This window comes from Streptomyces sp. NPDC005866 (genome assembly GCF_040629895.1).
In the GTDB taxonomy this organism is placed as follows: domain Bacteria; phylum Actinomycetota; class Actinomycetes; order Streptomycetales; family Streptomycetaceae; genus Streptomyces.
Map to the genome: position 1 here is coordinate 124231 of NZ_JBEXWP010000008.1, position 20760 is coordinate 144990.

At 71.7% G+C, this 20760-nt stretch carries 16 protein-coding genes and 2 pseudogenes; 16 read left to right on the plus strand and 2 right to left on the minus strand.

Annotated elements, in window-relative coordinates:
• The first annotated feature begins 15 nt into the window (after positions 1 to 15).
• From ABZ396_RS14555 to ABZ396_RS14630, 16 genes and pseudogenes are all read left to right on the plus strand, one after another.
• Positions 16 to 723 (plus strand): GntR family transcriptional regulator, encoded by a 708-nt coding sequence (locus ABZ396_RS14555; protein WP_358919392.1) that lies wholly within the window; start codon positions 16 to 18, stop codon positions 721 to 723.
• A 78-nt stretch (positions 724 to 801) separates the two neighbouring features.
• Positions 802 to 2106, plus strand: coding sequence for an MFS transporter (locus ABZ396_RS14560; protein WP_358919390.1), 1305 nt, complete (start codon positions 802 to 804; stop codon positions 2104 to 2106).
• A 25-nt stretch (positions 2107 to 2131) separates the two neighbouring features.
• Positions 2132 to 3493: an acyclic terpene utilization AtuA family protein gene (locus tag ABZ396_RS14565; RefSeq protein WP_358919388.1), complete on the plus strand. Its 1362-nt coding sequence runs from the start codon at positions 2132 to 2134 to the stop codon at positions 3491 to 3493.
• A gap of 5 nt (positions 3494 to 3498) precedes the next feature.
• Positions 3499 to 3816: a DUF4387 domain-containing protein gene (locus tag ABZ396_RS14570; RefSeq protein WP_358919386.1), complete on the plus strand. Its 318-nt coding sequence runs from the start codon at positions 3499 to 3501 to the stop codon at positions 3814 to 3816.
• A 187-nt stretch (positions 3817 to 4003) separates the two neighbouring features.
• Positions 4004 to 4849, plus strand: a complete 846-nt coding sequence (locus ABZ396_RS14575; protein ID WP_358919385.1) for an oxygenase MpaB family protein — start codon at positions 4004 to 4006, stop codon at positions 4847 to 4849.
• Between the two features lie 120 nt (positions 4850 to 4969).
• A complete protein-coding gene (locus ABZ396_RS14580) occupies positions 4970 to 7192 on the plus strand; it encodes a serine/threonine-protein kinase (RefSeq protein WP_358919384.1) in 2223 nt (740 codons plus the stop codon).
• A 164-nt stretch (positions 7193 to 7356) separates the two neighbouring features.
• Positions 7357 to 8922 carry an NAD(P)/FAD-dependent oxidoreductase gene (locus ABZ396_RS14585; protein ID WP_358919382.1) on the plus strand — a complete coding sequence of 522 codons (1566 nt, stop codon included), beginning with the start codon at positions 7357 to 7359 and terminating at the stop codon, positions 8920 to 8922.
• 75 nt (positions 8923 to 8997) lie between these two features.
• Positions 8998 to 9353, plus strand: a pseudogene (locus tag ABZ396_RS14590) (acyl-CoA synthetase); the annotation flags it as partial.
• Between the two features lie 368 nt (positions 9354 to 9721).
• Positions 9722 to 11224, plus strand: a complete 1503-nt coding sequence (locus tag ABZ396_RS14595; RefSeq protein ID WP_358919380.1) for an acyl-CoA synthetase — start codon at positions 9722 to 9724, stop codon at positions 11222 to 11224.
• Positions 11225 to 11291: 67 nt separating this feature from the next.
• Positions 11292 to 12827: a metallophosphoesterase family protein gene (locus ABZ396_RS14600; protein ID WP_358919379.1), complete on the plus strand. Its 1536-nt coding sequence runs from the start codon at positions 11292 to 11294 to the stop codon at positions 12825 to 12827.
• Between the two features lie 27 nt (positions 12828 to 12854).
• Entirely contained in the window at positions 12855 to 13574 is a 720-nt protein-coding gene (locus ABZ396_RS14605; RefSeq protein ID WP_358919377.1) for a class I SAM-dependent methyltransferase, read from the plus strand.
• Between the two features lie 73 nt (positions 13575 to 13647).
• Entirely contained in the window at positions 13648 to 14484 is an 837-nt protein-coding gene (locus ABZ396_RS14610; RefSeq protein ID WP_358919375.1) for an alpha/beta hydrolase, read from the plus strand.
• Positions 14485 to 14639: 155 nt separating this feature from the next.
• Positions 14640 to 14852: pseudogene (locus ABZ396_RS14615) on the plus strand (thiolase domain-containing protein); the annotation flags it as partial.
• An 83-nt stretch (positions 14853 to 14935) separates the two neighbouring features.
• Positions 14936 to 15178 (plus strand): DUF397 domain-containing protein, encoded by a 243-nt coding sequence (locus ABZ396_RS14620; protein ID WP_358919374.1) that lies wholly within the window; start codon positions 14936 to 14938, stop codon positions 15176 to 15178.
• Positions 15179 to 15330: 152 nt separating this feature from the next.
• The gene (locus ABZ396_RS14625; protein ID WP_358919372.1) at positions 15331 to 16236 is read left to right on the plus strand and encodes a universal stress protein; all 906 of its coding nucleotides are present in this window, start codon (positions 15331 to 15333) and stop codon (positions 16234 to 16236) included.
• Between the two features lie 458 nt (positions 16237 to 16694).
• Complete coding sequence (locus ABZ396_RS14630; protein ID WP_358919371.1) at positions 16695 to 17192, plus strand: hypothetical protein; 498 nt, start codon at positions 16695 to 16697, stop codon at positions 17190 to 17192.
• Between the two features lie 5 nt (positions 17193 to 17197).
• Here ABZ396_RS14630 and ABZ396_RS14635 read toward each other — a convergent pair whose 3' ends face one another.
• The gene (locus tag ABZ396_RS14635) at positions 17198 to 19135 is read right to left on the minus strand and encodes a peptidoglycan recognition family protein (protein WP_358919454.1); all 1938 of its coding nucleotides are present in this window, start codon (positions 19133 to 19135) and stop codon (positions 17198 to 17200) included.
• 302 nt (positions 19136 to 19437) lie between these two features.
• Positions 19438 to 20577, minus strand: coding sequence for an aminoglycoside phosphotransferase family protein (locus tag ABZ396_RS14640; protein ID WP_358919370.1), 1140 nt, complete (start codon positions 20575 to 20577; stop codon positions 19438 to 19440).
• Between the last annotated feature and the right edge of the window lie 183 nt (positions 20578 to 20760).

Sequence of the window (20760 nt, forward strand, 5' to 3'; positions counted from 1 at the left end):
CATCAAATGACGCCCATGACGCTGCCTGCCCTGACCGCACACTCCCTGTCCGACCAGGCGTACCGGGCCCTGCGCACCGCGATCGTGAACGGTGACCTGCCCTGGGGCAAGAAGATCACCGAACGCGGGCTCGCGGAGAGCCTGGGCGTCAGCCCGACACCGGTGCGCGAGGCGCTGCGCCGACTGGAACAGGAACAGCTGGTCGAGCGGACCGGGCCGCGCACGCTGACGGTGGCGACCGTCTCGCCCGAGGCCCGTACCGAATGCGGCACCATCGAGGCTGCGCTGGAGGGTGTCGCCGCCCGGTTCGCCGCGGAGAAGGCCACCGAGCACCAACTCGCCGAGTTGGAGCGCCTGTTGGACACGGCCGACGAAGCGGCCGCCGCCCTGCAGACGGACCGGGCCGCGGGCCGCCCCCTCAACCCCACCCAGGTGGAGCGGATCTTCGACGCCGTACGCGCCTTCCACTCCGGCATCGAAGAAGCGGCGGGCAGCGCCCAGCTCGCCCGCGCCCTGGAGCAGGTGCGGGCGTTCAGCCGCAGCGAGCGCCTGAGCATCGCCTCGGCCCAGCTCGCCGCGTCCGCCCCCGGGCCCGTCCAGCGCTACGGACAGCACCGCGAGATCCTGACCGCGCTGCAACAGCGCGACGCGGAGCGCGCGGAACACCTCGCCCGCACCCATGCGGCCTCCGGGGCCGCGGACCTGGCGGGCTGGGACGCCTGAGCCGGTCCGACCGGCAGCCCTGGACGCCGCTGCCGGGAAGCCATCCAAATTGCTATAGCATATAGCACAGGAGCCGCCATGAAGCCCAACCCCCAACCGCCGCCCGCTCCAAGCCCGGCGCCCGCTCCCGCCACTGTCCCGGCCGCCACGGCACGGATGAACCGCAGCGCGGTGCTGTGGGTGACTCTCGCGGTCTTCGCGCAGGAGGCGGTCTGGAACTTCTACGACGCACAGGTCCCCGAGCAGCTGCGGCACTACTTCTCCTCCGCGGGCGTGATCGGTCTGATCATGGGGCTCGACCACTCGTGGGGGATCTTCACGCAGCCGTCCGTCGGGTTCTTCTCCGACAAGCTCGCCCGCCGCCGCACCGGCCGGTGGCCGATCGTGCTGGTCGGGGCCGCGACCGCGACGGCACCGTTCGTCCTCATCCCCTGGGCGACGAACCTGCCCGTGCTGCTGCTGTGCGTGGTCGGCTTCGCCGCGATCGCCAACGCGTTCAAGGGCGTCACCGAGACCCTGGTGACCGACTACGTCGCGCCCTCCCACCGCAGCAAGGCCCAGGGGTTCATCAAGGCCGGCGTCAGCCTGACCATCGTCGTCTCCTCGCTGATCAGCCTCCTCGTCGTCGACCGCAGCCTGCGCCTCGCGTTCGCCATCCCCCCGGTACTGATGCTGATCATGATCGGGTTGTCCTGGTCGCTTCTCGGCCGCCGCCACACCGAGGCCGTTCTTCCCGAGCAACCGGCCGCGGACGTACGCGAGTTCGTGTCACCGTGGGCGGTGCTGAGGGACGCGGTGCGTTCCCCGTCCAGCCCGACGCTGCTGCTGATGGTCGGCATCTTCTGCTTCGCCGGAATGTGGTCCGCGCTGCGTTCGCTGATGACGCCGTACGGCACCCAGGTCCTCGGCCTGACCCGCGGTGAGGCCGGCGGCCTCACCCTGCCGGGCGCCGTCGCGTTCCTGGTGTGCGTGCTGCCGATCGCCTTCGCCTCGAACCGGCTCGGGCAGCTGCGCGCAATGCGTTACGGCGTCGGCCTGTTCATCGTCGGCCTCCTGCTCGGCTTCGCGCTGCCCACCGTGCCCGGCACGATCGCCGCGATGGTGCTCTCCTCGCTCGGTTACGCCTCGTTCGCGGTCAACGCGCTGGTCGCACTGTGGAATCTGGCTCCCACCCAGAAGGTCCTCGGCACCTACACCGCGCTCTACACGATCGCGTCCGCGTCCGGGATGGCCCTGGGCCCCGGAATCCTCGGCACCACGATCGACCTGACCAGCTGGCGCTCCATGATGCTGAACGCCGCCGTCTTCGCTGCCGTCACCTTCGCCGTCTTCACCCGTCTGGCACGCCGCGCGCCCGGCGCGCCGGCCCGACAGCCGTCGTAGCGCATCCCACACAGAGAGACCCCTCATGGACATCCGTATCCTCGCCCCCACCGGCGCCCTCGGCGCCGGATTCGACACGGCCGCCCTGGAACGCGGCGTCGCCGCCCGCCCCCACGTCATCGCCTGCGACGCCGGCTCCACCGACTCAGGACCGGCCGCCCTCGGCTCCGGCACGCCCAAGCTGTCCGCGCAGGCCGTCACCCGCGATCTGCGCCTGCTCCTCAAGGCCCGCGACACCCTCGGCGTACCGCTGATCATCGGATCCTGCGGCACCAGCGGACGCGACGTCGGCGTCGACGGCGTCGCCGCGCTCACCCGGCGCATCGCCGCGGAGGAGGGCCTGCACTTCAAGCTCGGGCTGATCTACTCCGAGCAGCGCCCCGAGCGCCTTGAGGAGCTCTTCGACGAGGGCCGCGTCCAACCGCTGGACAACGCCCCGGCCATCGAGCGGGACCTGTTCGGCCGCAGCCACACCGTCGCGATGATGGGCGTCGAACCCATCCAGGACGCCCTGCGCGCCGGGTGCGACGTCATCCTCGCCGGGCGGGCCAGCGACACCGCCCTGTTCGCCGCCCTGCCGCACCTGCGAGGCGCCCACCCCGGCCTGACCTGGCACATGGCCAAGACCGTCGAATGCGGCGCCGCCTGCGCGATCCCGCCCTCGCCCAACAGCCTGCTGGTCACCCTGACCCAGGACCACTTCGACGTCACCACCCTCGCCGACGACTCCCGTCTCACCCCGCGCTCGGTCGCGGCCCACACCCTGTACGAGAACGCCGACCCGTACCACATCACCGAACCCTCGGGAGTGCTGGACACCACCCAGGCGACCTACGAAGCCGTCGACGATCGCACCGTCCGCGTCCGAGGCGCCCGCTACATACCCTCCGACGGCTACACCAACAAACTCGAAGGCGCCGAACTCATCGGCTACCAGACCGTCATCATCGGCGGCGTCCGCGACCGCACCATCATCCAGCGCCTGCCCGAACTCCTGCCCCAGGCGGTGAAGTACTTCGAAGCGAAGATCCTCGACGTGTTCGGCGGCGACGTCGACCCCGACACCATCGACATCAACTTCCGCCTCTACGGCGACGGAACGGTCCTCGCCGGCACCGAACCCACCCCGCTCACCCCGCAGGAACTCGGCGTCCTCATCACCGTCACCGCCCCCGACCAGGACACCGCCCACGCGATCGCCACGTTCGTGGCCCACGCCAGCAGCCATCTGCCCATCCCCGAGTACGACGGGCTGGTCTCCACCCTCGCCTACCCCTACTCCCCGCCGGAGACGGACCGCGGCCCGCTCTACCGCTTCACCCTCAACCATGTCGCCACCGGCGTCACCCCCACCGAACTCTTCCGCACCACCACCGAGGAGCTGTAACCCCCATGGCCACCCTGCTCGACTACTGCTCCCTGGTCCGCTCGAAGAACGCCGGCCCCTTCGCCCTCACCTTCGACTTCATGTGCCGCGACCAGGCCGCCTACGACGCCCTGACCACCACCGGCTTCCTGAACAAGGACCTGTTCGCGACCCTCTTCGACACAGCGCCCGAACACATCCTGCTGGTCCACCACCCCCTCGCCCTCGCGGTGAAGGTCTCCCTGCCCCGCCCCACCACCCAGGGCGACCTGCGCGACAACGACTGCTATGCCGGCCAGCAGTACGCCCCCCTGATGGACATGCAACTGCCCGACCCGTCCTGACCTCACCCCCCGCTTCGAACCGCTCCGGAATCGGTGGAGGCTCGGACTGTCCCGGAGCGGTTCGGTTCGGTTCACCTTGTCCGGGTACGGTGTGGTGGGCGTGGCGCGGCACAGATGCCAGTGGGCATACCCGCAGGCCACAGAAGAGTGGCAGGTGACATGAATGGGCTGCGGTCACACTGCGGTCATGGACGGCGACCCGGGGCTCTTCACCCCTGACTCCGTGACCTGGCAGATGCACGGTGACCCGATGATGTGGGTCGCAGGCATCCGTGCGCTCTACCTCCAGGCCCTGCACCCGCGCGCGGTGCGCGCCGTGATGGAGAACTCCGACTTCCGCCGGGACGCCTGGGGTCGGCTGATGCGCACCGCGAACTTCGTCGGTACGACGACCTACGGCACGGCGGAGGCCGCCGAGCGAGCCGGGGCCCGGGTGCGGAAGATCCACAGCATGCTGGGCGCGACCGACCCGGACACCGGCGAGCGGTACGCCGTGGACGAACCCGAGCTGCTGCTGTGGGTGCACTGTGCCGAGATCGACTCGTATCTGCACGTCCTGCGCCGCTCCGGCTTCCCCCTCACCGACGCCCAGGCCGACCGCTACCTCGCCGAACACCGGGTCAGCGCCCGCCTGGTGGGCCTCGACCCCGCCGCCGTACCCGCCGACCGGGCGGAGATGGCCGCCTACTTCCAGGAGGTACGGCCGGGGCTCGCCGCCGGAGCCGACGCACGCGCGGTGGACGACTTCCTGCTCCGTCCTCCGACGCATCCCCTCCTGATACCGGCGCGCGAGGTGCTGTGGCGGCGCGTGGCCCACCTGGCGTACGCCTCTCTGCCGCCGTACGCCCACGAGCTGTACGGCAGGCCGGCCCCCGAAGCCGCCGTCGTGACCCGGCGACTGCGCGCCACCGGCACCCTGCTGCGCTGTGTTCCCGCACGTCTGCGCTGGCAACTCCCGCCCAAACACATCCTGCGCGCCCTGGCGAGGCTCGGCCCCCACGCGCGCCCGGCACCGTACAAAGTCGGGCATTAGACCGCCATACTGGACGACCACGGGGGTGTGTCACGGTTCGGGCCGGTTGGGGACGGCCGCACCTTGACGGCAACCCCTGGGGAGGGGCGGGGCTGTAGCGACGGGGGGCGACGGCGCGCGATGGCTGACACCAGGCTGGTCCAGGGGCGGTACCGGCTGCTCGACCTGATCGGACGGGGCGGGATGGGCGAGGTGTGGCGGGCCCGCGACGAGTCCCTCGGCCGGCAGGTCGCCGTGAAGTGCCTCAAACCAATGGGCCCGCACCACGACCAGGCGTTCACCCGCGTCCTGCGCGAGCGGTTCCGCCGTGAGGCCAGAGTGGCCGCCGCCCTCTCCCACCGCGGGGTGACCGTCGTCCACGACTTCGGCGAGCACGACGGCATCCTCTACCTCGTCATGGAGTTGCTGGACGGCCGCGACCTCAGCCGGCTCATGGAGGACAACAAGCACTGTCCGCTGCCCGTCGGTGACGTCGTCGACATCGCCGAGCAGGTCGCCGCCGCCCTCGCCTACACCCACCAACAGGGCATCGTGCACCGGGACTTGAAACCCGCCAACATCATGCGGCTCACCGACGGCACGGTGAAGCTCTGCGACTTCGGTATCGCCCGCCTCGGCCACGACATCGGCTTCACCTCCCGGCTGACCGGCACCGGTATCGCCATGGGCACCCCGCACTACATGTCACCGGAACAGATCGGCGGCACCGAGGTCGACCAGCGCAGCGACCTGTACTCCCTGGGCTGCGTGTTGTACGAGATCGTCACCGGGGCACCGCCGTTCGACCTCGGCGACGCCTGGGCGGTCCTCGTCGGCCACCGTGACACCCCACCCGCTCCGCCCCGCGACCACCGCGCCGAACTGCCGGGCTGGCTGGAGAAGGTCATCCTGGACCTGCTGGCCAAACGGCCCGAACAACGTCCTTACGACGCACAGGAGCTGGGCCGCAGGATCACCTCCGGGCGTACGACACCCGCGTACGTCCCCACCGTCGTCACCGCACAGCCCCGCTTCCGGCCCGCAGAACCGGCGTCCCGCGAGCCCCGGCTGCCGTCCTGGACCCGCGGCATGACCACCGGCCACAAGGCGACCGGCGCCGGCCTGCGCACCACCCCGCCCGACCCCGGAGCCGGGCTCACCGGGGAGTGGATCGCCCGCCCGGCCGTCGGCGCCGAACCCCAGCCGGCGGTCTCCGCGCCCGCCCCTGAGGCCGTCGCCGCGCTCGCCGGCCGGCACAACGCCGGGCTCAGCCTCGGGCGGCTCGGGCGCTGGGCCGAAGCCGGCGAGGTGCACCGCGCGGTCGCCGCCGAGCGCGCCCACCTCCTCGGCCCCGACCACCCGGACACCCTCGCCAGCCGCTACGAGATCGCCTTCACCCTGAGCCGCACCGGCCGCGCCGCCGACGCCCTGCGCGAGTACACCGAGGTCGCCCACGCCCGAGAGCGGACGCTCGGCGCCGACCACCCCGACACCCTCGCCGCCCGTCAGGAAACGGCGTACGTCCTGGGCCGGTTGGGCCGCCACTTCGAAGCCCACCAGGTGTACACGGCCGTACTCGCCGTCCGGCAGCGGCTGATGGACCCGGACCATCCCGACACCCTGCGCTGCCGCCACAACCTCGCCTTCAACCTCAGCAGGCTGGGCCGGCCGGAGGACTCGTACCGGATGGCCCACGACGTCGCCGAGGCCCGCGCCCGGGTACTCGGCCCGGAGCATCCCGACACCCTGGTCACCCGCTACGAAGTCGCCTACGCGCTGGGTCAGTCGGGACGCTGGGAGGAGGCCCTGCAGGCCTACCGCGAGGTCGCCGAGGCACGGTCCCGGGCCCTCGGCCCCGACCACCCCGACACCCTCGCCGCCCGCTACGAGGTCGGCATCAGCCTCGGCCGCCTCGGCCGCAGCACCGACGCGCTCACCCTCTACCGCGCTCTGATAGACGACCGCACCAGGGCCCAGGGCCCCGCCCACCCCGAGACCCTGCGCGCCCGCCACGGCCTCGGCGTCAACCTGGGCCGCCTCGGCCGCTGGGAGGAGGCCCTGGCGGAATCACGGGATGTGTGCGCCCTCCGCGAACGGGTACTGGGCGCGGACCACCCCGACACGCTGGTCAGCCGCCGGGAGGTCGCGGTGAGTCTGGGATGGCTGGGGCGATGGGCGGACGCGCTGACCGAATACCGGCGGGTGGCGGGCGCGCGGGAACGGGTCCTGGGCCCCGACCACCCGGGCACACTGGCCAGCCGCAATGACGAGGCGCACTGTCTGGAGCAGCTGGGGCGGGGCGCGGAGGCGGTGGAGCTGTATCGACGTGTGGCGGTACTGCGCCAACAGCGAGCCTCGGGCTGACGGCTGTGAAGCGAGCGCCCCGCACGGGGCGCGAGGCTGTGACCCCACGCGGCTCCGCCCGCGTGGGGTCGACAAGTCCACGATCCGCTTTCCGAACGGCCCTCCCCGTGGAAGGAACCGGCACGCCTCTTACCTCCCTAGATCATCGTGTGTTACGAAGAACCATGCCCCCTGCCACCGAAGCCCCCCGGACCTACGACGCCATCATCGTCGGCGGCGGCCACAACGGCCTGGTCGCGGCGGCCTATCTGGCCCGGGCCGGACGCAGCGTGCTGGTGCTGGAGCGGCTGGGCCGCACCGGTGGCGCCGCCGTCTCGACCCGACCCTTCGCCGGTGTCGACGCGCGGCTGTCGCGCTACTCCTACCTGGTCAGCCTGCTGCCCAGGAAGATCGTCCGCGATCTGGGCCTGGACTTCCGTGTCCGCGGCCGCACCATCTCGTCGTACACGCCCGTGGAGCGCGCCGGACGGCCGACCGGGCTGCTGGTCGGCGGCGGCGAGCGGCGCATCCGCGAGGCGTTCGAACGGCTGACCGGGGGCAAGAAGGAGTACCAGGCCTGGCAGCGGTTCTACGGCATGACCGGCCGGGTCGCCGAGCGCGTCTTCCCGACGCTCACCGGGCCGCTGCCCTCGCGCGAGGAGCTGCGCCTCAGGGTCGACGACAAGGAGGCATGGCGGGCCCTTTTCGAGGAGCCGATCGGGGTCGCCATCGAGGAGAACTTCACGGACGACCTGGTGCGCGGGGTCGTCCTCACGGACGCGCTGATCGGCACGTTCGCCGACGCCCACGACAGCTCGCTGCGGCAGAACCGCTGCTTCCTCTACCACGTCATCGGCGGCGGCACGGGCGCCTGGGACGTACCGGTCGGCGGCATGGGCGCCCTCACCGACGCACTGGCCGCCGCCGCGCGCTCGGCCGGCGCGGTGCTCGCCACCGGGCACGAGGTGGTACGGATCGAGACGGACGGCCGGGCCGCCGAGGTCGCCTACCGCACCGCCGACGGCGAGGGCGTCGCCGCCGCCCGGCACGTCCTGGTCAACGCCTCCCCCCAGGAACTCGCCGCCCTCACCGGCGACCCCGCCCCGGAGCCCGCCGAGGGCGCCCAGCTCAAGGTGAACATGCTGCTGAAGCGGCTGCCCAGGCTGCGCGACACCGCCGTCGACCCGCGCGAGGCGTTCTCCGGCACCTTCCACATCGCCGAGGGCTACGAGCAGCTGGCCACCGCCCACGCCCAGGCGGCCGCCGGCCGGCTCCCCGCCGCCCCGCCCTCGGAGATCTACTGCCACTCCCTGACCGACCCCACGATCCTCGGCCGTGACCTGGTCGAACGCGGCTACCAGACGCTCACCCTCTTCGGCCTGCACACCCCCGCCCGGCTCTTCACCGCCGACAACGACGCCGTACGCGGGGAACTCCTCAGGTCCACCGTCGCCCAGCTCGACGCCCATCTCGCCGAGCCCCTCGCCGACTGTCTCGCCCTCGATGCGGACGGCCGCCCCTGCATCGAGGCGAAGACCCCCCTGGACCTCGAACGCGACCTGCGCCTCCCCGGCGGCAACATCTTCCACCGCGACCTCTCCTGGCCCTACGCCCAGGACGACACAGGCCGCTGGGGCGTCGAGACCAGGCACGCCAACGTCCTGCTGTGCGGGGCGGGCGCGGTACGCGGGGGAGGGGTGAGCGGAGTACCGGGGCACAACGCGGCGATGGCGGTGCTGGATGGGGAGTGACAAGCGACGCGTACGGCCGCGTGCCCGCCAGGAAAATCTGACGGAGCATCGGAAAACCTCTTCCGTCGGCCGTACGGCTACCTCTTCCTCCGCGACCGCAGGATCGACATGATCATCTCCGGCGGGGTCAACATCTACCCCGCCGAGATCGAGTCCGCGCTCCTCTCCCACCCCGCCGTCGCCGACGCCTTCGGTATCCCGCACGACGACTGGGGCGAGGAGGTCAAGGCCGTCGTCGAACCCGCCCCTGGACAGGCGCCGGGGCCCGACCTCGCCGCCGCGCTCCTCGCCCACTGCGCCGAACGGCTCGCCGGCTACGAGCGGCCCAGACGGTCGACTTCATCGCCGAGATGCCCCGCGACCCCAACGGCAAGCTCTACAAGCGGCGGCTGCGGGACCGGTACTGGGAGGGACGCACCCGCCCGGTCTGACCCCGGGCCCGGCCCCTCAGGGGTGATGGTGGGGACGGGCCTCCAGGGACCCGCCATAGGGGCGCACGGGAGCACGCTGAAGGGAGAATCCCCGTGTTCTGAACGGTTGTTGACGCATTGGCCATCGAACGGGATTTCCCTGTGTCACTCACGTGTGGTCCGGCCCCACGGGAAACGGGACCATACGTTCAGGAACTCGGACGGACTTCAGTGCGGGGGACGAAAGGATGTCCTTCTCGCAGAACCGCGCCGCCACCCATCTCGCCGTCGAGAACGGCCGGGTGAAGAAGAAGCGGTTGAGCGCGGGTGTGCGTGTGCGGTTCCCTGGCGCTTGACCTGCCTCGGTGACGGACCGAGGATCGTGAGTCATGACGCTGGGACAGGGCAGTACGGTCGACGGGGTGCTGCGGCGCAGCGCCCGGCGCACCCCCGCGCGGGTGGCACTGGAGTACGGCGAGCGCCGCTGGACGTACGGGGAACTCGACGACGCCGTCTCCCGGGCGGCGAGCGTGCTGCTCGACGAGGGCCTCGCCCGGGGCGACCGGGTCGGCGGTTACGGGCACAACTCGGACGCCTATCTGATCGCCTTCCTCGCCTGCGCCCGGGCCGGCCTCGTGCACGTGCCGGTCAACCAGAACCTGACCGGTGACGACCTCGCCTACATCGTCGGCCAGTCGGGCAGCTCGCTGGTACTCGCCGATCCGCAACTCGCCGGTCAACTCCCCGACGGCGTACCGGCGCTGCCGCTGCGGGACGCCGACGGCTCGCTCCTCGACCGGCTCACGGACGCACCCCCGTACGACGGTCCCGAACCGGGTACCGAGGACCTGGTGCAGTTGCTGTACACCTCGGGGACCACGGCGCTGCCCAAGGGCGCGATGATGACCCACCGGGCGCTGGTGCACGAGTACCTGAGCGCCATCGCCGCACTCGATCTGAGCGCCGGGGACCGGCCCGCGCACGCGCTGCCGCTCTACCACTCCGCTCAGATGCATGTGTTCCTGCTGCCCTACTTGGCGGTCGGAGCCACCAACATCGTCCTGGACGGCCCGGACGGCGACACGCTCTTCGACCTGGTCGAGGCCGGGCGCGTGGACAGTCTCTTCGCTCCGCCCACCGTGTGGATCGGGCTGTCCAACCGGCCCGACTTCGCGACCCGCGACCTGAGCGGACTGCGCAAGGCCTACTACGGGGCGTCGATCATGCCGGTGCCCGTCCTGCAGCGGCTGCGTGAACGGCTGCCGGAACTGGCCCTGTTCAACTGCTTCGGGCAGAGCGAGATCGGGCCGCTGGCCACCGTGCTCGCGCCCGAGGAGCACAAGGGGCGCCTCGACTCCTGCGGCCGTACGGTGCTGTTCGTCGAGGCACGCGTGGTCGGCGAGGACGCCCAGGACGTGCCCGACGGCACGCCCGGTGAAATCGTCTACCGCTCCCCGCAGTTGTGCGAGGGGTACTGGGATAAGCCCGAGGAGACCCAAGAGGCATTCCGGGACGGCTGGTTCCACTCCGGCGACCTCGCGGTGCGCGACGCCGACGGCTACTTCACCATCGTCGACCGGGTGAAGGACGTCATCAACTCCGGTGGTGTACTGGTCGCTTCACGGCAGGTCGAGGACGCGCTCTACACCCATGAGGCCGTCGCCGAGGCCGCCGTGATCGGCCTGCCCGACGAGCGGTGGATCGAGGCGGTCACGGCGGTCGTCGTGGCGCGCCGCGAGGTCGGCGAGGCCGAGCTGATCACCCATGTGAAGGAGAAGGTCCCCGCCTTCAAGGCACCCAAGCGGGTGCTTTTCGTGGACGCGCTGCCCCGCAACGCCAGCGGGAAGATCCTGAAGCGGGAGCTGCGGCAACGGTTCGGTCACGGCTCGTGAGGACCCAAGAAGTCTGGTTCCATACCTTGCGCGGCTTCCGGCACCACGTCCGCCGTTCACTGGGGGCGTGCACATAGCAGATATGCGCTGCTGCCTCCCCGTCCCCCTCGGCGCACTCGCGGGCATACCCGGCCCTTGCGAGATGCTGCGCTCCGGTTTCCTGCTCGCCCCCGCTCTGCTCCGGTCCGCCACCGCCCCCACGCCCCGTCACCCCCGCTCCCTCGCCGCCGTCCACCTGGAACTGGTCACCCTCACCGAGGACCGGGCCGTCATCACCTGGCACACCGCCCTGCCCGGCACGGACGACGGCACCGGCCGTATGCTGCCCGCCGTCACGGAGGGCGAGGTCGTCTACGGGACCCATCCAGCCCGCCTCAACCGCACCGCGGGCGAGGACCGGCCCACCGCCCACCACCATGTCGAGATCACCGGCCTGGAGCCGGGGCAGACGTACTACTACCAGGCCCGCTCCCGGGGCGTGCCCGCCACGCCCACCGCGCTGCACCTGGTGCGCGGCAACGCGGCCGGCACCTCCCGGCACGGCCTCGGCTCACCCGGCGGCCCGTACTCCTTCACCACCCCGCAGCCCCCGCCCGGCCGCCATCTGCTGTCCCTCGCGCTCTGCAACGACCTGCACATCGGCGAGACCGTCGCCGGTCTGGTGGCCGGCGTGCCCTTCCTGCGCGGAGTGGCACAGCTGACCGGGCTCACCGCCTACCCGGAGCTGATGAGCCGCGCCGTGGTGGACGAGGCCCGCAGCCGAGGGGCCGATCTGCTGCTGGCCGCCGGTGACATCTCCGCGGGTGGCGGACCGCGCGACCTGGCGGAGGCCAGACGGATCCTCGACGGCTTCGGCACCCATCGGCGGGACTACCTCGTCGTCCGGGGCAACCACGACCGCAACGCGAACAAGGGCGACACCTTCCGCCGCGCGTTCGGTACGCCGGAGGGTCCCGGCTACTTCGAGCACGACGTGGGCGGGCTGCGGATCATCGGGCTCGACACCTACGACAAGCGTGGCAACGGCGGCGACGCGGGCAGCCTCGGCGCCGAGCAACTGTCCTGGTTCCGCCGCCGGCTGCGCGCACACAGGGATCAGCCCACCGTGGTCTTCGGACACCATCCGCTCACCGTCCGGGACGCCCTCTTCCCGGTGAGCCCCGCACAGCGCCTGGCCCGCCGCCAGGCCCGCGCGATCCTCCGGGCCTATGCCGCCGCCCCCGGTGTGTTCCTCCACCATGCCGGCCACACCCACCGCAACAAGCGCACCCATGTGCCCCTCGCCCCCCACGTGACTCTGCAGGAGGTCGGTGCCGCCAAGGAGTACCCCGCCGGCTTCTTCCTGCTGCGGATCCACTCCGGCGGCTACGCGCTCAACTTCTTCCGGGCCCGCACCGCCGAGGCCCTGGAGTGGAACGAGCGCAGCCGGCGGCAGGCCGGAGGACTGTGGCCGTACCACGCGCTCGGCCGCACGGTCGCCGACCGCAACAGCGTGGCCGTCCGTGACCTGTCCGGCATCAGCCGCCCGGCACAGGCGTCCGCGCCGCCCTGTTCGCCCCAAGGGATGACGGCCATCCCGAACCCCCGCCTGGATGTGGCCTAGAGAACGGCGCCTCCATAGCGTGGGCGCATGTCGACCCTGTGGGAACTCATGCACGACTGCATCCCTGACGACCACGCCCGCCAGATCACCTCCCGCTACTACCTCGACGAGGCCATGAGCTCGCCGGGCACACCGGACCGGGTGGTCGACCTCGGGTGCGGGCGCGGCGCCTCGGCGGGGCTCTTCCGTCGGCACCACCCCGACGTGCGGTGGGTGGGACTCGACATCCGCGAATCCCCGGAGGCCACGCAACGCCCGCCCGGAGGCGACCCGGTGGTGTACTTCGACGGCGTCCACATGCCGTTCCGCTCGAACGCCGTGCCGCTGATCTACTCGCACCAGGTCTTGGAGCACGTCGCCCGGCCCAGAGAACTGCTCGCGGAGGTGGGCAGGGTGCTGCGTCCGGGCGGGCTGTTCATCGGCAGCACCTCCCAGTTCGAGCCCTACCACTCCTTCAGCCTCTGGAACTACACGCCGTACGGGTTCCGGGTGCTGGTGGAGGAGGCCGGGCTCGTCCTGGAGGAGATCAGACCCTCGCTCGACGGCGTGACACTGATCATGCGTACCTACCACGGCACGCGAAAGGAGGAATACGGCCGGTTCTGGCGGAAGGAATCGCCGCTCAACTCGCAGATCGACACCTGGGCGCGCGAGAGCGGGCGGAACACGGCCCTGGCGAACCTGCGCAAGCTCACGTTCTGCGGGCAGTTCGCGTTCCGGGTGAGCAAGCCGGGCCCGCGCGCCTGACCGGCCGTGCCCTCGGGCGCCGCCCGTCGAACTCCGTTGCGGTACGGCTCCGCCCTCCCCCATGATCAGCGGCATGCCCACCTTCACCGCGGCCGACGGGACCCGCCTCGCCTACCACGTCCGAGGAGAGGGTGAACCGCTCGTCGTGCTGCCGGGCGGGCCCATGCGCGCCTCCGCCTACCTCGGGGACCTGGGAGGGCTGGCCGCCCACCGCCGGCTGATCCTGCTCGATCTGCGGGGGACCGGCGACTCCGCGGTGCCCGCCGACCCGGCGTCGTACCGCTGCGACCGACAGGTCGACGACGTGGAGATGTTGCGCGCCCATATAGGGCTCGACCACATGGACGTACTGTCGCACTCGGCGGGCGCCTGCCTGGCGATCCTGTACGCGGCGGCCCATCCGCACCGGGTGCGGCGGCTCGCGCTGATCACCGGCAACCCCTCGGCTCTCGGCCTGCGGACCACCCCCGAGGAGCGGCTGGCGGCGGCCCGGACGCGGGCGACGGAGCCCTGGTTCGACGAGGCCTTCCCGGCGCTGGAGGCATGGCTGAACGGCACCGGGGACTTCGACGAGGCGTTCATGCCCTTCTGCTACGGCCGTTGGGACGACACCGCCCGGGCCCATGACGCAGCCGCCGACGAACAGACCAACGACGAGGCAGGCGACCGCTACTTCGCCGAAGGCGCCTTCGCACCCGACGCCACCCGGACCGCCCTGCGCACCCTGGCCGCCCCCGTCCTGCTGTACGCGGGCGAACTCGACGGCGGACCCAGCCCCGCACTGGTCCGGCGCGCCGCCGGGGCCTTCCCGAACGCAGAGGTCACCGTCCAGCCCGGCGGCGGTCACTACCCCTGGCTCGACGACCCCGAAGGGTTCGTCCGCCGTACCGTCGGCTTCCTGGACGCCTGAGCCGAGCTCAGCTCGGTGGCCCGAACGCCTTCAGGAAGCGGTTGCGGAACCGACCACCGGCGCACCACCGAGGAACTCTCCGAGGTGGAGATGCTCATGCCGGTGCTGCACGACGTCATCGAACAGACCGGCCTGCGCACCGCCGACATCGGCTGGACCTGCCCGTCAACATGTCGGGCGGAGTGCTCTCCACCAATCCGATCGACGCCTCCGGCATGATCCGCTTCGCCGAGGCCGCCCTCCAGGTCCGCGGCCAGGCCGGAGAACACCAGGTGGACGGCGCCCGCAAGGTGCTAGGGCACGCCTACGGCGGCGGCTCCCAGTTCTTCCCGATGTGGCTGGTCGGCGCCGCGGCCCCCGACTCCTGAAAGGACCCCTTCACGTGGCCTGTTGAGTGCCGGAACCGAAAGCTAGGCTGGCCGCGGACGACGAATTCGGGAGGAGCACGGACGTGGCCGAGAGCACCATCCAGCAGCAGTCGGTACTGGGCTGGGACAAGCCGGAGCTGGACCTCAGCGAGGCCGAGTGGCAGTCCAGCAGCCGTGGCCTGGGGGATGTCCAGATCGCCTTTGTCGAGGGATTCATCGCGATGCGCAACAGCGGCCGCCCGGAGAGCCCTTCTCTCATCTTCACCCCCGCCGAATGGGGTGCCTTCGTGTCGGGGGCACGGGACGGCGAGTTCGACCTGACCTGAGTGCCGCCTCCCCCGGTTCTGCGGCAGAGAGGTGAACCCGGCGGTGTTCCGCAGGGATTTCCGGACACGTGACCAGCAGCGCCCTTCCGGGGCCGCCGCCTGAGACAGGCTGGCCCCGGACAGGGACGGTCGTATTCCGGAGGTGAGGAACGATGAGCGCTGCGCCGGTCATCGCCGCGGTGGACGGTTCGGACGACAGCCTGCGCGCCCTGGACTGGGCCCTTGACGCGGCCCGGCGACGGGACGCGCCGCTGCGGGTGGTGCATGTCCGCCAGTACGCCGCCTGGGGGCAGCCGGACGTCCTGGTCGCCGGAGAGCCCGACGCGGCGGGGGACCCCGTCCTCGACGAGGTCCGCGACCGGCTGGCCGCCGGCGCCGCGGGACTGGCCGTCGAATACGTCGCCCTGGAGGGCGCCCCGTCCGCGCTGCTGCCCGAACTGGGCTCCGACGCCCAGCTGTTGGTGCTCGGCTCCCGCGGCCGCGGCGGCTTCGCCAGCCTGATCCTGGGCTCCAACGGCATGGCCGCCGCCCGCGACGCCGATTGCCCGGTGGTCGTCGTACCCCGGCCGGGGCGCGAGGTGCACGACGAGCTGCCCGCGCAACCCGGGCCCCGCGTCGTCGTCGGCCTGGACGTGGACAGCCCGGACGACGCCACCCTCGCGTTCGCCTTCGAGGAGGCCGCTCGGCGCGGCGCCCGGCTCCAGGTGATCGCCGCCTACCCGTGGCCGGTCCAGTTCTGGGCCTCGGCCCGGGAGCTCGCCCCGCCGACCGTCGACCAGGACGAGGTCGAGCAGGAGACCCGCACCCTCGCCGAGGGCTTTCTCGCGCCGCGCCTCAAGGAGTACCCGAACGTGCGGGCCGAGGCCCTCGCGCTGCCCGGAGACGCGGCCGGCGCCCTGGTCGCCGCCTCGAAGGACGCCGAACTGGTCGTCGTCGGCCGGCACCGCCGGCGCCTGCTCGCCCCCGCCCGCATGATGGGCTCGGTCACCCAGGCCGTCCTGCTGCACGCGGCCAGCCCGATCGCGGTGATCCCGCCCTCGCCGTCCGAAGAGTCCTGACGTGTCATGCCAAGGCCCTGGGGCCAGTAACCGTCAGTCGGGAACGGATCACATCTCCGTCGGGCGTGCGCTGAGCCGCCCGCAAGCCATGGTGCGCGCCCGCTCCCCGCGCTCCGGACGCTCTACGAACGTGAAAGCGAACGGGACACCGTCGACGCGGCGTTGGCCGAGGCCCCCGGTCCGAGCGCGGGCAGCGTGGCACCGGCCGACCGCCTGCCCGGCGCGCCGCTCGCCTTCGCCGACCGCTGCACCTGCTCTCAGCCCGCGGCGGCGACCTGGGAGAGCGCGTCGCCTTCCACGTCTGGCGCGGTGCGCACCTCTCCTTCGCCGTCCACCGCTCAGGTGGACGGCAGCGCGGAGTGCTCCGCGGTGGGGAAGGAACCGCCGGTGGGGAAAGTACCGGCGGTGGGGAAAGCGCGGCGGTGGGGAAAGCGCGGCGGCCCCGTACCATGGACCGCATGTCGTTCCTCCGTCGCCGCAGCGCCACTCCCGCCGGCCCCGACTTCGACGTACTGGCCATGGACCCGGGCGACTGGCCCGGCAACCTCGGCGCCGGGCTGCTGCCCGCCCCCGACGGCTCCTGCCAGGGCGTCTTCCTGCGCTACGACCTCTTCGGCGGCCGAGGCCCCGCGATGATCATCGGCAACCTCCCCGAGGGCTCCCCGGCCCGCGAGGTCGCGGAGGACGAGATCCCCTTCGAGGTCGGCCAGCTCCTGCTCGCACTGGAGAACGACGAGGACGTCACCGTCGTGGGCACCGAGGACATGCCGGTCCTGCAGGGCGACAACCTGCTGATCGTGCGCCGGCTCAAGCTCTCCGAGAGCCGGATCTCCTGCGTCCAGTTCGACCGCAGCGACGGTGTCCTCGTGACCATCGCAGCCTGGGACCGCCCGATCACGGACGACCTGTACGCCCTGCTGAAGCCGCTCCCGGCGGAGCTGTTCCAGCAGGGCTGACGCGGTTACCTCCTCGCCCACCGGCTGGCCGACGTCACATCCACGTCGGCCGCGCGGACGAACGCGACCCGGTGGCCGTACTGGATCTCGTAGTACAGGTCCTTGCCCACCACGACCCGGTGCGAGTCGGTGGTGAAGGTGACCGCGTAGTAGTACTCGCCGGGCACCTCGTCACCGACCACGTACTCCTGGCCCGCGGGGAGGGTGTACGGCAGTGCCGACACCGCCTGGGCAGGTACCCCTGAGGGGTACGCGGCCGCCTCCGGATAGGCGCGGCCGTACACCGGGATGCCGGTCAGGCCCGCCTTCGGCGTCACCACCAGCCCTGCGGCGCTCACCGCCGTCGGAGCCTTCGCCGGGTTCCTGAACCAGGCCTTCTGACCCAGGTACCAGATCGCCGTCCAGTCGCCCCACTGGTCCGCCACCGCGTACTGCTGGCCGGTGGAGACCCGCGAGGAGAGATCGTTGACACCGGTCGTCGGCGTCGTACCGAGGCCGATGTCCTTGATCAGGGCCGAGCTCTCGTCGTGGTCGGAGTACAGCCGTACCTCGCTGGAACCGTGCGCGGCGCACGGCTGGCCCTTGGTGACGCAGCTGGTGTACGTCGGCTGGTTCGCGGCGTAGTCCGGCAGGATCGTCACCAGACCGCCCTTCTTGCCCGCCGTGCGCTTGAAGGGGTGCTCCAGCAACTCGAAGTAGTGCTGCCAGTCCCAGTACGGGCCGGGGTCGGTGTGCATCCCGGGGATCGTGGAGGTGGTCGGTCCGGGCACGTTGTCGTGGCCGAGGATGTGCTGCCGGTCCAGCGGGATGCCGTACTTGGTGGTCAGGTACTTCACCAGCCGCGCCGACGACCGGTACATCGCCTCCGTGTACCAGGCGTCCGGTGAGGCGAGGAAACCCTCGTGCTCGATACCGACCGACTTGGCGTTGATGTACCAGTTACCCGCGTGCCAGGCCACGTCCTTCGCTTTGACGTGCTGGGCGATGAGTCCGTCGGTCGAGCGGATGGTGTAGTTCCAGGACACGTATGTCGGGTCCTGGACCAGGTTGATGGTCCCGTCCCAGGCGCCTTCCGTGTCATGGATGATGATGTACTTGATGCTCTGCGAGACCGGTCGGTCGCCGACGTCGTGGTTGCCGTAGTCGTTGTCCCCGAACTCCGTGTAGGGCGCCGGGATCCATTCGCACGACACCGTTGTCGGGCATTCCGTGTCGTCCGCCGCCACCGTGCGCAGCCCGGTCAGCTTCAACTGCACGGTGTCGGCCTTCAGGCCCGGCTGGGCGGCGAGGGCGACGATCTGCCCCTCGTCCGTGGTGCGTTCCTCGCCCGTGCGGAGGACGTCGAACACGTCGTTGGCGTACGCCGCCGCGGTCGCGGTGTCGTCGGCGCCGGAGAAGCGGGCGATCGCGCCGTACCAGTCGGCCGGGTCGGCGCTGAGCGGCTGGTGCATTGCTTGCTGGGCGGCCGCGAGCAGGGCGGCGCCGCCGGCCACGTTCGCCGCCGGGTCGGTGCGCAGCTCCGCCGCCGGGATGCCGGTCAGCCCGGCGGCCTGGACGAGGGTCTGGAGGCGGGCCGGGAGCGCGGAACTCGCCTGCACCTTGACGCTGGGGTGCAGGGCCGGGCGGCCGCTGTCGCCGCGGGCGTCCTCGGTGCCGTCGGCGAAGTGCTCGGTGGTGGTGGCCAGCGCGGTGCGCGCGTCGGTGAGGTGCATCGGGCCGTAGCCGCCCGTCACACTCGGCGCGCCGTCGTGCGTGTCCCAGCGGGACTGGAGATAGGAGACGGCCAGCAGAACGCTCTGCGGCACGTGGTACTCGGTGGCGGCGGACGCGAACGCACGCGGGAGCAGTCCGGCGGACGACGCGGTCTCGCCGGGGGGCGGAGCGGCGCCCAGCAACGGCAACAGCAGCGCCGCGGAGGCGACGGCGCCGGCCGCCCTCCGCATATGTCTGCCGCCGCGCGTGGGCGCTGGCTCGGTGACGGATCCTCGCAAGGCGGCCTCCTGGGGCGATCGGGCGCGGCGGGGCGTGCGGGGCTGAGCGTGGCTCAGTGGTACCGGCTTGCCGACGATCCGTCAATCATGCCCAGAGGAAGGAGAATTCCCATGTCATACGATGATCGTGGGAGTTTCGCAGCGGAGGCCCCCGGCCTGCGCGGCGTCAGTGGCGTACACCTGTGAGCGGTACGGACATCCGAGAAATCCGCAGTGCGCAGTTGCCCTGAGCGCACCGCGGATTCTCGTCCCCGTCAGCGAGTGCCGACCGCCGCACGCACGGCCCGGCGGGCCAGCTGGCAGTCGTCATGCAGCCGCCGGAGCAACAGCCGCTGTTCCTTGCCGGTCGGCGCGGCACCCGGGTGGGCCGTACCCGGTGCCGCCGGGGTCGCGTCGTGCATCGAACGCTGCACGGCGGTCTCGTAGGTCCGGATCTCCCGGGTGAGCACCAGCATCAGGTTCACCAGGAAGGCGTCCCGGGACGCCGGTCCCGCCGACTGGGCGATCTGGCTGATCTGACGGCGCGCCACCGGGGCGTCCGCTAGGACCGACCAGAGCGTCGCCAGGTCGTACCCCGGCAGATACCAGCCCGCGTGCTCCCAGTCCACCAGCACTGGGCCGGCCGGCGACAACAGGATGTTCGACAGCAGGGCGTCGCCGTGGCAGAACTGGCCCATCCCCTGCCGGCCCGCCGCGACAGCGATGCCGTGCAGCAGCTTCTGCAGGTCACCCATGTCCCGGTCGGTGAGCAGACCCAGCTCGTGGTACCGGGAGATACGGGCCGCGTAGTCCACCGGCGCGTCGAAGGTGCCCGCCGGGGGCCGCCACGCGTTCAGCCGGCAGATCGCGCCCAGAGCGGCCCGGATGTCCGCCCGGGGCGGAGCCTCCGCAGGATGGCGCTGGACAGCCGCCACCCGGCCGGGCATCCGCTCGATCACCAGCGTGCAGTTGTCCGGGTCCGCCGCGATCAGCCTCGGCACCCGGATCGGCGGCCGGTGCCGGACGAACGAGCGGTATGCGGCTATTTCGTGGCGGATCCGCTCCGCCCAGGCGGGGGAGTGGTCCAGTAGACACTTCGCTACGGCCGTGCTGCGCCCCGTGGTCCCGACAAGGATCACCGACCGCCCGGTGCGCCGCAGCACCTGCACCGGTGCGAACTCCGGGCAGATCCGGTGCACCGACGCGATCGCGGTGCGCAGCTGTGCGCCCTGTGGGCCGGACAAGTCGAGTCTCCCGCTGAGGGGTTGGGTGCCTGGACCCGCGGCGCGCCGCTGCCGGCCCACGACCGGTACGGCGGCCCCTGTACGGGCGGGATCGAGATAGGGTCCGCTGCCCGCCGGGCGGGGGCGCAGCGTCCGGGGCGGGGCGGACACGGAGGACGATGCTGCGTACATGGGCGATACAGATCCCTTCGTGTACCTGCGGTGCCTGCCTGAGAAGTCCTGCGAGAGGTCCTCGGCGCCCACCCGGCCCGGCCGTCCGGACACACCCTGGGGAGTGTGCCCGTCGAGTGGCGACCGGGTCGGGGTGGCGCGTTCCTACCTGACACCCGATTCGCAGTGGCACACCATCTGGCG

What these genes read in the sequence shown, in the direction of transcription:
- ABZ396_RS14555 (WP_358919392.1), top strand. Translation starts at nt 16, where the DNA reads ATGACGCTGCCTGCCCTGACCGCACACTCCCTGTCCGACCAGGCGTAC.
- ABZ396_RS14560 (WP_358919390.1), top strand. Translation starts at nt 802, where the DNA reads ATGAAGCCCAACCCCCAACCGCCGCCCGCTCCAAGCCCGGCGCCCGCT.
- ABZ396_RS14565 (WP_358919388.1), top strand. Translation starts at nt 2,132, where the DNA reads ATGGACATCCGTATCCTCGCCCCCACCGGCGCCCTCGGCGCCGGATTC.
- ABZ396_RS14570 (WP_358919386.1), top strand. Translation starts at nt 3,499, where the DNA reads ATGGCCACCCTGCTCGACTACTGCTCCCTGGTCCGCTCGAAGAACGCC.
- ABZ396_RS14575 (WP_358919385.1), top strand. Translation starts at nt 4,004, where the DNA reads ATGGACGGCGACCCGGGGCTCTTCACCCCTGACTCCGTGACCTGGCAG.
- ABZ396_RS14580 (WP_358919384.1), top strand. Translation starts at nt 4,970, where the DNA reads ATGGCTGACACCAGGCTGGTCCAGGGGCGGTACCGGCTGCTCGACCTG.
- ABZ396_RS14585 (WP_358919382.1), top strand. Translation starts at nt 7,357, where the DNA reads ATGCCCCCTGCCACCGAAGCCCCCCGGACCTACGACGCCATCATCGTC.
- ABZ396_RS14595 (WP_358919380.1), top strand. Translation starts at nt 9,722, where the DNA reads ATGACGCTGGGACAGGGCAGTACGGTCGACGGGGTGCTGCGGCGCAGC.
- ABZ396_RS14605 (WP_358919377.1), top strand. Translation starts at nt 12,855, where the DNA reads ATGTCGACCCTGTGGGAACTCATGCACGACTGCATCCCTGACGACCAC.
- ABZ396_RS14610 (WP_358919375.1), top strand. Translation starts at nt 13,648, where the DNA reads ATGCCCACCTTCACCGCGGCCGACGGGACCCGCCTCGCCTACCACGTC.
- ABZ396_RS14625 (WP_358919372.1), top strand. Translation starts at nt 15,331, where the DNA reads ATGAGCGCTGCGCCGGTCATCGCCGCGGTGGACGGTTCGGACGACAGC.
- ABZ396_RS14630 (WP_358919371.1), top strand. Translation starts at nt 16,695, where the DNA reads ATGTCGTTCCTCCGTCGCCGCAGCGCCACTCCCGCCGGCCCCGACTTC.
- ABZ396_RS14635 (WP_358919454.1), bottom strand. Translation starts at nt 19,135, where the DNA reads ATGCGGAGGGCGGCCGGCGCCGTCGCCTCCGCGGCGCTGCTGTTGCCG.
- ABZ396_RS14640 (WP_358919370.1), bottom strand. Translation starts at nt 20,577, where the DNA reads ATGTACGCAGCATCGTCCTCCGTGTCCGCCCCGCCCCGGACGCTGCGC.